The 13,638-nt window shown below is 70.6% G+C and carries 10 protein-coding genes; 4 read left to right on the top strand and 6 right to left on the bottom strand.

Features of this window, described 5'->3' with window-relative positions; translation table 11 throughout:
* The first annotated feature begins 107 nt into the window (after positions 1-107).
* Together ACQEUR_RS23915 and ACQEUR_RS23910 are read left to right on the top strand one after the other, a co-directional pair.
* Entirely contained in the window at positions 108-839 is a 732-nt protein-coding gene (locus tag ACQEUR_RS23915) for a histidine phosphatase family protein (RefSeq protein WP_433035166.1), read from the top strand.
* The gene (locus ACQEUR_RS23910; RefSeq protein WP_433035163.1) at positions 823-1,692 is read left to right on the top strand and encodes an NAD(P)H-hydrate dehydratase; all 870 of its coding nucleotides are present in this window, start codon (positions 823-825) and stop codon (positions 1,690-1,692) included. The genes ACQEUR_RS23915 and ACQEUR_RS23910 overlap by 17 nt, the downstream gene beginning before the upstream one ends.
* Before the next feature lie 148 nt (positions 1,693-1,840).
* Here ACQEUR_RS23910 and ACQEUR_RS23905 read toward each other — a convergent pair whose 3' ends face one another.
* On the bottom strand, positions 1,841-4,513 hold the full coding sequence (locus ACQEUR_RS23905) for a M14 family zinc carboxypeptidase (RefSeq protein ID WP_433035160.1): 2,673 nt from the start codon (positions 4,511-4,513) through the stop codon (positions 1,841-1,843).
* Between the two features lie 215 nt (positions 4,514-4,728).
* Here ACQEUR_RS23905 and ACQEUR_RS23900 point away from each other — a divergent pair, with 215 nt between their 5' ends.
* Positions 4,729-6,126: an aminotransferase class I/II-fold pyridoxal phosphate-dependent enzyme gene (locus ACQEUR_RS23900; RefSeq protein WP_433035157.1), complete on the top strand. Its 1,398-nt coding sequence runs from the start codon at positions 4,729-4,731 to the stop codon at positions 6,124-6,126.
* 67 nt (positions 6,127-6,193) lie between these two features.
* Positions 6,194-6,316 carry a hypothetical protein gene (locus tag ACQEUR_RS23895; protein ID WP_433035154.1) on the top strand — a complete coding sequence of 41 codons (123 nt, stop codon included), beginning with the start codon at positions 6,194-6,196 and terminating at the stop codon, positions 6,314-6,316.
* Between the two features lie 108 nt (positions 6,317-6,424).
* Here ACQEUR_RS23895 and ACQEUR_RS23890 read toward each other — a convergent pair whose 3' ends face one another.
* The 5 genes from ACQEUR_RS23890 to ACQEUR_RS23870 form a co-directional block, all read right to left on the bottom strand.
* Positions 6,425-9,577 (bottom strand): hypothetical protein, encoded by a 3,153-nt coding sequence (locus ACQEUR_RS23890; protein WP_433035151.1) that lies wholly within the window; start codon positions 9,575-9,577, stop codon positions 6,425-6,427.
* Between the two features lie 77 nt (positions 9,578-9,654).
* The gene (locus ACQEUR_RS23885; protein WP_433035148.1) at positions 9,655-10,410 is read right to left on the bottom strand and encodes a carbohydrate ABC transporter permease; all 756 of its coding nucleotides are present in this window, start codon (positions 10,408-10,410) and stop codon (positions 9,655-9,657) included.
* Entirely contained in the window at positions 10,407-11,225 is an 819-nt protein-coding gene (locus tag ACQEUR_RS23880; protein ID WP_433035145.1) for a carbohydrate ABC transporter permease, read from the bottom strand. The genes ACQEUR_RS23885 and ACQEUR_RS23880 overlap by 4 nt, the downstream gene beginning before the upstream one ends.
* A gap of 136 nt (positions 11,226-11,361) precedes the next feature.
* The gene (locus tag ACQEUR_RS23875; protein WP_433035142.1) at positions 11,362-12,642 is read right to left on the bottom strand and encodes an ABC transporter substrate-binding protein; all 1,281 of its coding nucleotides are present in this window, start codon (positions 12,640-12,642) and stop codon (positions 11,362-11,364) included.
* 161 nt (positions 12,643-12,803) lie between these two features.
* Positions 12,804-13,638 (bottom strand): ribokinase (locus ACQEUR_RS23870; RefSeq protein WP_433035139.1); only part of this gene is annotated, 835 nt, incomplete at its 5' end.

Below are 13,638 nucleotides of genomic sequence, written 5' to 3'. Positions count from 1 at the left end.
GCGCGGCGACGTGGACGGTCCGCCGGTCCCGCGCCGGAGTGCCCCGGTGCCGGTCAACCGCGTCCGGCTCCCGGTTACCGGCAACCGCGCCGGGGTAGGGAGACCGCATGGCGGAACTGGACCACCTGTGGGTCGTCCGGCACGGGGAGAGCGTCGGCAACGTCGCCGCCTCCCGGGCCGAGGCGTCCGGCATCGAGCTGATCGACGTCACCGACCGGGACGCGGACGTACCCCTGTCGCCGCTCGGCCGGGAACAGGCCGAGGCGACCGGACGGTGGCTGGCCGGCCTGCCCGAGCGGGCCCGACCCGAGGTGGCGGTCGTCTCGCCGTACCGACGGACCGCGCAGACCGCGGAGCTGGCGCTGGCCGGCACCGGTGTGCCGGTCAGCTACGACGAGCGGTTGCGGGACCGGGAGCTGGGCATCCTGGACCTGTTGACCAGCCACGGTGCGCACGCCCGCTATCCGGACGAGGTGGCCCGCCGGCGCCGGTTGGGCAAGTTCTACTACCGGCCGCCCGGGGGCGAGTCGTGGGCCGACGTGACCCTGCGGCTGCGCAGCCTGCTGGGTGACCTGCGCCGTGACCACGCCGGCCGCCGGGTCATCCTGTTCGGACACGAGGCGGTGGTCCTGCTGCTGCGCTACCTCGTGGAAGGGCTGGACGAGGCCGGCCTCATGGAGGTGACCCGGTCCGCGGCGGTGGCGAACTGCTCGATCACCGGATGGGCCGACGACGGCCATGGAAAACTTCGGCTCGACACCTTCAACGACGTCGCCCACCTGGAGCGACAGAGCACCCCGCCGACCGAGGAGGACGAGGTCCGTGCCGAACCGGTCTGAACCGAAGGTGATCACCCCCGGTCTGTTGCGCGACTGGGCGCTGCCGGTCCCGCAGGGCGGCAAGGACGCCCGCGGCACGGTGCTGGTGGTGGGCGGCTCCCGGTTCACCCCCGGCGCGGTGCTGCTCGCCGGGATCGCCGCGCTGCGCGCCGGTGCCGGAGTGCTGCAACTGGCCGTCGCCGAGTCCACCGCCGCGGTGCTCAGCATCGAGGTACCGGAGGCGCTGGTCATCGGCCTCGCCGAGACCAGCGACGGGGCGGTCGCCGGCCGGGTGAGCGACCGGCTGGCCGAACTGGCCAGCGAGGCGCGCGTGATCGTCGTCGGACCGGGGCTCAACGACATCGAGGAAACTCGCGCCCTGCTGCGCGCGCTCCTCGGGGTCGCCGGCCCGGAGACAGCGCTGGTGGTCGACGCCTACGCCCTCGGAGCACTGAGCCACGAGCCGGAACTGCTCGCCGGGCGGAACCTCCCGGCGGTGCTCACCCCCAACCTGACCGAGGCCGGACACCTGCTCGGCCGGACACCCGGCCCGGACGTGAACGCCGAGGCGCTGGCGGTGGCCCGCCGGTACGACTGCGTGGTGTCGCTGCACGGACACATCGCCACCCCGGACGGCCAGATGTGGCGGGAGGAGAGCGGCGACACCGGCCTCGGCACCTCGGGCAGCGGCGACGTGCTGGCCGGTGTCCTGGCCGGCCTGCTGTCCCGGGGCGCCGAGCCGGCCCAGGCCGCCTGCTGGTCCGCCTGGGTCCACGCGATGAGCGGGCAGCGGCTGGTCCCCCGGTACGGGCGGCTCGGCTATCTGGCCCGGGAACTACTGGGCGAGGTGCCGCACACCCTCGCCCAGGTCTGACCCCGCCAGGGGTTGGGGGCCGGCCGGCCGAGCGAGGACGAACATCGATGACCGCGCGCCCCGGCATGTTCTGCTCGGACGTGTCACCCAGCAGTTCGGGTGGCCACCTGGACGGCGGCCACCCGAACTCGGCGACGTACCCGCTGCGCTACCGCTGAGCGGGCGCCCCGTCGGGGCCGAACTGCGGACGCAGGTGCTGGACCGCGTCCGCGTCCACCGCGGCGGCCGGGCCGTGGTAGATCGCGTTGTACAGCAGGTTGAACTGTGACCGCGTCAGCGTACGGAAGGTGATCTCGCTGCCGTACGTCACGACCTGGCCCTTACCGACGGTGAAGGACGCGATGTTGACGGCGCCCCGGATGTGCTCCGCGCCGCGCAGATAGCCGCTGGCGAGCACATCGCCTTCGGCCGGGTAGTTCGATACCACCTGCCCTGAGTCGCCGGTCAGCTCCCAGGCCTGGGTGTCGTACAGCCATACCGGCCAGGACTCCGGCATGCCCCAGGCGACCGGGTTGTTCGGGTCGAACTCCTGGTGCAGCAGGCTTCCGCCGGTGGTGAACTGGTCTTCGTCGTCGGGCAGTGCCGGCTTCATCGGCAGGTTGAGCAGTTCCTGGCTGGTCTCCACCGAGTCACCGATGGCCAGCAGCGTGCCGCCGTTGCGGACGAACTGCTGCAACTTGCGCCAGCCCTTGTCGCCGACCCCGTAGGCCCAGGAGTACTCCTCGCCGTACTCCTTCGGGTCCAGGCCCTCGACGATGTCCTCCCGGGACACGCCGTGCGAGATGACGATCGTGTCGTACAGCTCGTTGAGCGACTTCCGCTGGAAGTCCTGGGCGGACACGACGTCGTAGTTGATGCCGTACTGGTCGAACTGCCACATGTCCCAGCCGCCGGGCATGTTTCCGACGCCGCGCAGGAGGCCGACCTTGGTCTGTGGCTTGAGCTGTACCCCCGGGGTGCGGGGGGCCCGGCTGACTGCGGTGACCTGGAGGCCGACCTTGGCCGCGGCGGTCGCCAGGACGTTGCGGGCCTGCGGGGTGGCCGGCACGACGTAGGTACCGGCGGGGTAGCTGACGCCCTCCCCGGTGAAGCTCTTGGCGCTGCGGAACGTCGGAATGTTGGCGTTCTGCAGCGCCGAGACGATCTGGACCGTCCCGTAGGACTCGGGGCGGACCAGGTAGGCGCCCTTGTCCCCGGGCGCGGTCGGCATCGTCACCGGGGGCACCTTGACCGAGGCCACCCGCTCCAGGTTCGCCTGGAACGGGCTGCGGATCTCGGCGACGTCGACACCCAGTTGCAGCGGCAGGCTGGTGGTCGCCTCCGCGTAGGGCAGCAGCGCCGGGCAGTCGGCGCAGTCCCGGACCTCGGGGTACGTGTCGACGCCAAGGACCTGGTGCGCCCAGTTGCCGCGCGGCTGGTGCATCTTGATGACGTACGAGCCGGCCCCGTAACGCTTTCCACCGGCCACGAACTCCGACGTCGCGCGATCGATTTCCACCTGCGTCCACTCCAGACGCTGGAGCATCTCGAAGGTGGCGTACGGGTCACGTTGCTTGGCGTCGACGACGAACGCGAAGGTGCCCGACGGCACACCCTGGGTCATGTACTCGTACGGCACGGCGTACAGATTGTCGTAGAGCAGCTTCCCGCCGTTGTCGGCGGTGTATTCCATGCCGGCATAGGTGGCGATCTTCGCGTAGTCGACGATGTCGGCCAGGGTCCAGGTGTTGGAGCGGTAGGGCTCGATCAGGTTCATGCGGGCCTGCTGCGGGCCCAGCGGCCGGCCGTCCTGGGAGACCTGCGGGTACGCGTAGTCCGTCACGGAGGCGATCTCGGTGAGGTAGACACCGGAACCGGTGAACGGGAAGTATCCGACGGGCTGTTCGAGGGTCCAGAAGATGTGGTAGTCGAGGCTGCCGACGCCGGTCTTGCCGGCGGCGGCGAGTTCCCGCGCGGCGTGCTGACCGATCGCGGAGACCGAGGAGCTCATGTTCGCCGGCACGTTCTCGCTGGTGATGCCGCCGTAGGGCGGGACGAAGATCCGGCTGCCCGTGTTGCCCTTCTGGTGCATGATGTGCACGATCGCCGGGCGGTACTTCTTCTCCAGGGCAAGCCGGTACTGTGCCTCCACCTGGGTGAACATCGTCCAGTCCCGGTTGTCGTCGTGACCGGTGTACTTGTGGTAAAGGTCCGGGTAGGTCCGCGCGTATTCCGTGCCGGCGGTCCGGTTGAAATGGTCGATGATGAGGTGCTGTCCGTCCGGGTTCTGCGACGGCACGAGGACGATGACGGAGTTGTTCAGCACATTCTTGGTGAAGTCCGAGTCCTCAGTGGCGAGGCGGTGGACGATGTCGTTGATCGCCTGTCCGTTGCCCACCTCGCTGGAGTGGATGGTCGCCTCGAGGTGATAGAAAGGCACCCCTTCCTCGGCGAGCTTCCGTGCCTCCTCGGGAGTCGTGTTTCGCGGGTCGGAGAGTTTCTGATTGATCTCGACCAGCCGGTCCAGGCGGCGGAGGTTCGCCGGCGAACTGATGATGACCGTCGCGTACTCGTTGCCCATCGTCGTCGACCCGATGGTCTCGTAGTCGACGCGGTCGGACCGTTCCGCGATCAGCTTCATGTACGTGAGCACGTCGGGATAGGCGGCCAATTTTCCTTCGGTGCCCATCTTGAAGCCGAAATGCTGCTCCGGGGTGAGGATGTCCACAGCACGAGCCGCCGCGACGGACTGCGCGGCGCCGGCGGTGGCGCTCGGTGCAACCGCAGTGGATGCGACCAGGGCTACCAGGGCCACACAGGCGCCGGCGTGCCACCAGGTCATGGACGAGTCTCGAGCATGGCGGGACCTACGACTGAGCGCCGTGCGCCGCCGATACGACCAGTGGCTGAACCGTAGCGGCGGGTGTGCTGGTCCACGATCATGGCGCTGTTCGCGTTTGTTCGCTCTTGTCCCGGCTCCGGAAGCTCAAGAACGCCTCAACATGGTTGCCCCGGGAGCGGGCCGCGCTGTGGTACAGGCGGCCGCGGATCGCTGAGGTGCTCCAGTCACGGACGGCCGATCAGCAACACGGCGTTGCCGACGCGGTACCGGCGCGACGGCCCGAACGCCTGCACGCCCGCGCACTCGCATTGATGCTCACCGACCAGTCCGCCCGGGGGATCGCCGACCGGCTCGGTGAACTGATCTACTCCGGCGAACTCGTCCAGGGGCTGCACCTGCCGACCGTGCGGGCACTGGCCGCGGCCCTGCACGTCGGCCCCACGACGATCGCCTCCGCCTGGGCCCAACTGCGACAGCGGGGGTTGATCCACTGCGACCGGCGGCACGGCAGCTTCGTACGCGGGCCCGGAAGGCTGGCGGGCCGCCGCTACGCCAGCCTCCCGTTTCCGGTGCCGGTTCGACTGGACCTCTCCACGGCTTTTCCGGACCCGGCACTGTTGCCGGACCTGGCCGGCCCGATGGCGGCGGCCGTCACCGGTACGCACTGGCGGAGCTACCCCGAGGACACCGTGGACGTGCACCTGGCGGCCCTGCTGCGCGCGACGTGGCCGTTCGAGGCCGAGGACTTCACCGTCACCAGCGGCGCCCACGACGCGGTCCACCGGATCGCCGACGTCGTCCTGCAACCGCACGACCGGGTACTCGTCGAAGAGGTCGCCGGCGCGTCACTGCTCGACATCGTCGAGGACCACCGCGCGCAGGCGATGCCGATCAGGTGCGACGACGAGGGACCGCTGCCCGAGGCACTCGAACCGGCGCTGGCCAGCCACCCCAGGATGCTGCTCATCCAGTCACGGATGGCCAGCCCACACGGCCACGCACTCACCCGTCGGCGGGCCCGCGCCCTCGTGCCGATGCTCGCCGGGAGCGACATCGTGATCGTGGAACAGGACACCGCCCACGAACTCGCCCCGACTCCGGAGGTCTCACTCGGCGAGTTCCTGCCGGGGCAGACCCTTCTCGTCCGTAGCTGGAACAAGTCGCACGGACCCCAGCTTCGGGTCGGGGCGCTGGCCGGGGTCGGGCGGGTGGTGGCCCGGGTACGAGCCCGGCAGAGGTCCACCGGCAGTTGGCCGTCGGTGCTGACCCAGCGGGCACTCGCACAGATGCTCACCGACCCGCAGGCACAGGAGACGATCCGACTGGCCCGGGCCCGCTACCGTCAGCGCCGGCACCGGATGATCCGGGCTCTGCGCGACCACGGTCTGGCGCCCACCGGCGTCGCGGGGCTGTCCGTCTGGGTACACGTCCGCAATGCCGGGACCGCGATCCGGGCGTTGGCCGGTGACGGCATCGGCATCGCCTCCGGGGTGCCATTCGTCGTCCACGGCGACGGGAGATCGCATGTCCGTATCGGCACGACCCTGCACCACGACCAGGAGGCGCACATCGCCCGTACGCTGGCCGAGGCGCATCGCGGACAACCGGATTGAGGCGGTGCCCGGTACCCGGCCAGACTCGCCGCGCCCGTGCGGCTGGCCGCCTGGAACCTCCCGGCGATTGGCGAAACGGCTGCCCGGCGGATCGGACGTACCGCCGTGGATCGGCAACGCCCTGCTCGCGCTCGGCGCGCTGGCGCGCGGATGGTTCCTGCCGCCGCCCGCCCCACCGGCCGCGCCCTGACCCGGGCTCCGGGTCACCGCCGTCCGGAACCGGGCCGGGCGACCTGGCCGGGCGACCGAGGAGTCCGCGGCTGGGACGATCAAAAAAGGTGACCTGGCGGAACCGGCATCAGGCTTGCAGCAGCACCCCGATGGTTCCGTGCCGAGCGACGGTGACGGTGACACCTCCTGCGGTGATGTCGAGGGAATCGGCCGGGGCGCCGAGGAAGGTTGCCCGGCGGGCTGACCCGATCGGCCAGTGCGGTCGGAGGGTCACCGGCACCTCCTGGTCCGCGACCGATTGGAGGCGGACGAGGACCTGGCCCGGCGCCGGGGTGGTCAACCCGACGACCCGTACCCGGTGGTCGTCGAGGTCCAGCCTACGACCTCGCCTGGAGCAGGTGCCTTCCGCCGGCCACGGCCGCCGACGGGCCGCGGCGCGCACGGCATGCAGCGGCGTCGGCTGGCGCGCCAGCGGCGGTCCGCACGCCCGCAGCACGGCAGGCGCCGGCCTGGCGCTGATCGCCCGGCCGGTGGCCACGCCAGCAGCGTGAAGGTCGCCCTCGAAGCCCCTGCTGGCCGGTGCCAAGGCGTCCCAGATGTTGTTGTGCAGCCACGAGTAGACGGTTGCCGGCTCGTGATGCGGCGTACTCGGCGGAAAGGGCGGGTAGGGGACGGCGATCTCCGCCAGCTGGATCAACGGCGCGTCCTGGGTTGACCAGGCGACCCCGAAACCGTCCTGGTGCAGGCTCACCCAGCGTCGGATGGCACGCATGTGCGCGGCCCCACCGGGGACCGCCGGGATGCCGGTGCCGACCACCCCACCGGTCGCCTCGACCCGTACGACGGGGTCCGTCAGTGCGAACGGGAAGGCGAAGAAGGCGCTCTCCTTGCTCATGGTGGCCGGTTTGGCGAGCCGGTTCTCGATGTCGAGCCGGGCCACCCCGGCCGGCAGGGTCAGGGTGGTGCGGATCCAGTCCACGCCGGCGGCGCCGCTCTCGTAGACCAGCCGGGACCCGGTCGCCCCGCGTTCGTTACTGATCAGCGCCGCGGGGCGGGCGACCGACCGGTCTCCGAGCAACCGCAGCCGGTGGTCGTCCTCCAGCCGGGAGGACTGGTGGTTGAGGCCCCCGGCCGAGGCGTAGCGGTCGTAGATGTAGGAGTTGAAGCCGAAGTCCGCCGCTACGTTGACGAGCTCGCGGCCGGTCGACTTGTCCACGATGGAAAAAATCGACGCGGTCGCCAGGTCCACCCGGACCCGCAGGTGTTCGTTCTCCAGTACCGGGTCGGTGCCGGACGTGTCGCCCGTCGGGGCGCCCACGGCGGCGGCAGCGCCTGCGGCGTCGACGATGTCCAGTCGGACCGTGCCCAGTGGCGGGACCGCGTCGAGCACCAACCGCAGGAACCGGCCGGCCTCGCGGTGGTCGGGGTTGCGCTGTGGAATCTCGTCGAACGGCAGGGTCCGGCCGGTCCGGGCGTCCACGACGGCGACCGCCCGGTCGAGTGGTACCCGGCTCTCCGGCAGGAAGCCGGTGAACACGTCGGTCCGTGGCCAGCTACAGGTGTTGACGACGTGCATCGAGGCGAGCGCCCCGGGTCCGGTGCCCATCCCGTGTCCGAACCGGGCGGTGGCCTGCCCGAGCAGACCGTACGCGCCGTCATGGGCACTCAGGGCGGTGCCGTACTTCCAGTGCCACTGCTGGTCACCCGAGTGGTGGTGGTCGTCGCCATGGGTCCACGGGTCGGACGCACCCCAGGTGTGCTCGTCGAAGAGCGCCGCCGACAGGTACACCTGGCGCGCCTGCGCCGTGTCACCGGCGGCCTCGGCCGAGCCGAGCGTACCGGCCAGGCTGCTCACCGTCTGGGCGTCGGCCACCACGCCCTGCGCCCGTCGGACCAGTTGCAGTGGACGGGCACCGGAGCCGACACCCTCGGCCCACCAGTCGTTCCAGTCGCCCTCGAAGGTGGGCACCCGGTCACCGAACCGGCCCTCGGCCTCGACGAAGAAGTCCTCGTTGCGGGACAGCCGCAGGGTCGGGTGGGCCCACGTCTCGTTCCACCGGCGTACGGTCTCGGACATGATCCGCCGGGGCGGGGCGTTGTCGGCGAACCGTCCCTGCACCCGCATGTGCAGCACATCCCACGGATAGGGCTCGCGGTCCAGCGGTACGTCGGCGGCGGCGAAGCCGAACAACGACCCGTCGTACGGGTACGGGTTCGTGGCGAGCGAGGTCAGATAGGCCGGCAGGTGTTCGTCGACCAGCTCGTAGGAGCGGTCGAACCCGAGCATCGGGCCCTCCATGTAGGCCATCCCGTGCGGGGTGTCCGTCACCGGTAGACCAGCAGGCCGGGTCTCCCGCCTTCCTGGAGCTCCGCCAGCGCGAACAGTTCGCGGCGCGCCCGGACCACCGGTCAGGGTGCGCGCAACCGACCGGCCGGCCCAGTTGTGCGCCACCGACAGGTAGCGCACGCCGGCCTGGTCCAGGACGTCGACCAGACCGGCCACCGCGCCCGGTACGTCGGTCTGCATGGCGGTGGTGATCCGCACTCCGTGCTCGGCCCGCACGTCGCCGGCGAGCCGCAGCAGCTCGTGCAGCTCGTCGGTGGAACAGGTCTCGGTGTGCAGGTTGAACGGCATCGCGGTCAGCTCGATGCGCCCCTCCCGGACCCGCCGGACGAACTCCGCCACCCTGGCCGGCGGACGTCCCCGGGACCACTGGTCGAACGACCACAGCGACTCCACCGCCCAGCGGAACCGCGCGGCGTCCGGCCAGTCGTCGGTCTCGTCGATCAGGTCGAGACACGAGTCGAGGTACGAGCGGTGTTCCTGGAGCACCGTCCCCTGGGGGTCGGTGTAGCCGATGTCCAGGTGTGAGTGGTGCACGAGGTGGATCGTCCACCGCCGCTGCGGTTCCAGCGCGACCGCGATCGCGTCGTCCGGGGCCAGGTCCGGAAACCGCAGCAGTACGGTGGTGGCCGCGTCGACGGCGGGGACCAGCACCCGTACCCCGCCGGTCAGCGGCAGCAGCCGGACCGGGAGCGCGGAGCCGCCCTCGGTGTGGGCCGTGACCCGGTGCGGCTCGGCCGGGGTCGGCCCGTCGATGTCGATTCGCACCGACTGCAGCAGGCCCCCGCCGGTCGCGTGTTGGAACAGCGGCTCGGGTGTGACCCGTACCGGGTGGCCACCGACGTCGACCCGGTCGGCGACGACGCGCTCCCGCAAGGTGGCGCGTACCCGGTCGTAGTCGAAGGCATTGTGTCGGACGAGAGCCCGAGTGGTCATGGCGGTCCTTCGCGGTGCGGCTCGGTCAGACGTTGCGCGCCGATACGGCGAGGCGTTGAAGGCGAAGAAGGTAGCGCTCAGCCGGGCAGCGACACCGCCAGGGCACCGGCCAGCACCACCGGTGGCCCGACGGTGGTCTGACTGCCCTGTAGTCCGGCGAGTGCCGCCATGACCGGCCGTACCTGCGGGCTGAAGGTGAGGGTGATTCCGAAGAACAGTTCGTTCCAGACCCAGACGAACTGGAAGATGAACGCGGCGCCCATCGCGGGTCGGCTCAACGGCAGGTGGATGCTGCGGAACAGGCGCCACCAGGAGGCGCCGTCCAACCGCCCCGCCTCGGTCACCTCGGCAGGCAGGGTGGTCAGGTAGTTGCGGACCACGAAGAACGCGAACGGTACGCAGATGGCCACATACACGATGCCCAGTCCGAGGTGCGTGTCGTAGAGCCCGGTCTCCGCCGACGCGGCGAACAGCGGCCGGACGAAGACCTGGAGCGGTAGCAGGGTGCCCGAATAGATCAGCCAGAACCACAGGGCGGGTCGGCGTACCGGCATGACCACCAGGGCGAAGCCGGCCATCGTGGCGACCACGACCGCCGCGGCGGCACACACGGTGGCGTAGCCGAGGCTGTTGAGCACCGAGATGGAGAGGTCGCCGGCACTCCACGCGGCGGCCATGTTGTCGAAGAAGGCGAAACCGCGTGGCCACAACGTGGGGCTGCCCTCGTACTGCGACATCGAGGTCATCGAGTTGACCACCATCAGGTAGGTGGGCAACAACCAGAGCATCGCCAGGACGATGATGGCGGTGTTGCGCAGGATCCGACCGGTCATCGCGGCCTCCGGGTACGAGGGGTTCCGTTGTCGGTCGCCAGCTGACCGCGGAGATAGACCCAGGACGCCGCGACGACCACCACGGCGAGGACCACGGCGATGGCCGCGCCGCCGCCGGGGCGCTGCAACAGGAAGCTCTCCCGGTACATGCTGACCGCGAGGGTCTCCGACGAGCGGGCCGGCCCGCCCTGGGTCAGCACCCAGATCAGGTCGAAGGTCTTGAGCGCGTTGGCCAGCGTGATGCCGACGACGACCGCGGTCACCGGTCGTAGTTGGGGCAGGATGATGTGGCGCAACCGACGCCAGCCGGCCGCCCCGTCGAGCGCCGCGGCCTCCACCGTTTCCGGTGGGATGGTCTGCAGGCCGACCAGAAACAGGATCACCGCGACGCCGGTGCTCTGCCAGGTGCTGATCGCGATGGTGCTCACGGTGTTCGCCGGCCAGGACAGCAGCCAGTCCCGAGCCAACGCTTCCAGCCCGACGGCGGCGAGCATCTGGTTGACCGCGCCGTCGCTGCGCAGTAGGAGGTTGCCGACGATGGCCACGGCCGATCCGGAGATCGCGTAGGGCAGGACCACCGCCAGCCGGGCGATCCGGCCCCACCGTACGGCGTTGGTCATGACCGCGATCGCCAGCCCGAGCAGTACCGGCAGGAGCAGGGAGCCGACCACCCACACCAGCGTGTTGACCAGCGACCGGGTGATCTCCGGCTGACTGAGCATTCGGGTGTAGTTGGCGAACCCGGTGAAGGCGGGGTCGACGTCGTCACTGTGGAAACTGCGGTAGACGGTTGCGGCCAGGGGCAGGAGGAGCACGAGGGCCACCACGGCGACCGCGGGAAGCAAAAAGGCCGTTGGCGCCTGCCGGTCGTCGTTGTCCGGGCGGACCGCCGCGCCGCCGCGTCCACCTGCTTGATGGGCGGGCGCATCCCAGGCCGCCCGGCCAGGACGCTCATCCGCCCGCCTTGTTCCAGGTCGCCCACTCGGTCTCGGCCCGCTTCTGCATGCTGGTCAGCACGCTGGTGGCCTGCTTCGGATCCAGCATGAACCTGGCCAGGTCCTGCACGTTGCCTTCGACGAGCGGCGGCGGGCTGGCCTCCCAGTAGCGGGTGAGCAGCGTGGGCCGGGTCGACGCGATGGTGTCCTGGATGCCCTTGAGCACCGGGTCGGTCGAGACGACCGTCGGGTTCGCCGACGCGTCGCCGAGGAAGTCGGTCCAGGTCTTCTGCACCGCGGGGTCGAGCCAGGCGGTCACCACCTTGACCGCCGCCTCCTTGTTGCCACCGTTGCTGGGGACGGTCCACGCGCCACCCTCGATGAAGACGGAGGCCGTGCCGGCGTTGACGGTGGGCATGATGAACGCGCCGTAGTCGGTGCCCGGCACCATCCCGGTCTTCTTGAACGCGGTGCCGTGCCAGGTGCCGGCCGGGATCATCGCCAGCTTGCCCGCCTTCATCTGCGCCGGCGCGTCGTCGAGTTTGAGGTCGGCGCTGCTGACCCAGTCCCGCTCGATCCAGCCGCGCCAGATGTCCAACGCCTGCCTGGCGATCGGGTCGGTGTAGGACGCCTCGCCGGCGGTGAGTCGCTGGTAGTACCCGGGGTCGATCTTCGCGACCAGTTCGGCGAACGGGATGAACGGGGTCCAGCCGTCGGCCTGTGAGGTGTAGAGCGGAGTAACGCCGGCCCTCTTCAGCGCGGCGGCGTTGGACTCGAACTCGGCCCAGGAGGTCGGTGCCTTGATTCCGGCCTTCTCGAACAGGCTCTTGCTGTAGAAGATCACCCAGTAGCTCTGGCTCAGCGGCAGCGCGCAGGGCTTGTCCTGGTACGAGTAGTCCTTCCTGAGCTCCGGGTCGATCCAGTTCTTACCGGTCAGTTCGTCCCACACCTGGGTGAGGTCGGTGAGCCCACCGGTGCGGGCCAGGCTGTGCAACCGGTATCCGGACCACCACTTGACCACGTCAGCGGTCTTCGGGGTCTGCAACGAGGAGAGGATGACCTGCTGGTACTCGGTCGTTGTCGGCACCGACAGCGGCTCGAGGCCGTAGCCGGAGACGCCGCGCAACGTCTCGCCGGCCTTGATGAAGCCGTCCTTCCACAGCGGGATGTCGTTGTAGAGGGTGATGTTCTTGGCGCCACCGGTGCCGGTGGATCCGCCATTTCCGCAGCCGGCCACGGCCAGGGCACCGACGCCGGCGAGCCCGGCCAGCAGATGGCGGCGAGAGAGGTGCGACATGAGGGATGCTCCTCGGAATGTGTGCGGACAAGATGGTCGGGATCAGCCCGAGGCGCCGGGTGGGGCGACGGCCGGCGCTCCCACGGACGGGGAGCCGGGCGGCCCGGCGAGTTGCCGGGCGAGGAAATCGGGTAGTTCGGTGGCGCGCGCCGGGACGGTGATCATGAGCGAGCTGGCTGCCATGCCGAGGGCCACGGCCTGGCCAGTTCGGCCCCGGCAGACAGCCAGACGGCGAACGCGCCCACGAAGGCGTCGCCGGCACCGACGGTGTCGACGGCCCGGACGACCGGCGCGGCGAGGTGTCCGGCGTTGCCTTGCCGGTCGGCCCAGACGGCGCCGTCGGCACCGAGGGTGACGACCACCGCGCAGCCGGCCGTGGCGGCCGCGTCCGCGGCGGTACCGGGGTCGGTGACCGTCATGCCCAGGACCAGCCGCGCCTCGTTCTCGTTGACCACCAACGCCGACAGTTCGCCCAACGTCCCGGGCTCGATCGGGTGGGCCGGCGCGGCGTTGCACACCACCCGGGCGCCCCTGCCGGCCGCGGTCGTCACAAGTGAGCGGATCGCCGCCATGGGCACCTCCAACTGGCACACCACCACGTCGCCGGCGCCCAGACCGGACGTCGCCCGGGCGACGTCCGCGGCGCCGACGGCGGCGTTGGCGCCCGGCGCGACAGCGATCAGGTTCTCGCCGTGCCCGTCGACCAGGATCATGGCGACACCGGTCGACTCGGCCGGGTCGACCAGCACGCCACCGACGTCGACACCGGCTGCGGACAGCTCGCCACGCAGCCGCAGACCGTCGTCGTCGTTGCCGACCCGACCGACCATCCGGACGTTCGGCCGGGGATCGGCACCGTCCGCGAGCCGGGCGGCGGCCACCGCCTGGTTGGCCCCCTTCCCTCCGCCGTGCCGGCGCAACTCGGCACCGAGCACCGTCTGACCGGGCACCGGCAACACCGGAACGTCGAGGACGAGGTCGGCGTTGATGCTGGGC

Source organism: Plantactinospora sp. CA-290183 (assembly GCF_050936375.1).
Classification (GTDB): domain Bacteria; phylum Actinomycetota; class Actinomycetes; order Mycobacteriales; family Micromonosporaceae; genus Plantactinospora.
The sequence above is the reverse complement of the archived record's forward strand: the minus strand, read 5'-3'. Positions and strand labels throughout refer to the sequence as shown.

What these genes read in the sequence shown, in the direction of transcription:
- ACQEUR_RS23915 (WP_433035166.1), top strand. Translation starts at nt 108, where the DNA reads ATGGCGGAACTGGACCACCTGTGGGTCGTCCGGCACGGGGAGAGCGTC.
- ACQEUR_RS23905 (WP_433035160.1), bottom strand. Translation starts at nt 4,513, where the DNA reads ATGACCTGGTGGCACGCCGGCGCCTGTGTGGCCCTGGTAGCCCTGGTC.
- ACQEUR_RS23890 (WP_433035151.1), bottom strand. Translation starts at nt 9,577, where the DNA reads ATGACCACTCGGGCTCTCGTCCGACACAATGCCTTCGACTACGACCGG.
- ACQEUR_RS23885 (WP_433035148.1), bottom strand. Translation starts at nt 10,410, where the DNA reads ATGACCGGTCGGATCCTGCGCAACACCGCCATCATCGTCCTGGCGATG.
- ACQEUR_RS23875 (WP_433035142.1), bottom strand. Translation starts at nt 12,642, where the DNA reads ATGTCGCACCTCTCTCGCCGCCATCTGCTGGCCGGGCTCGCCGGCGTC.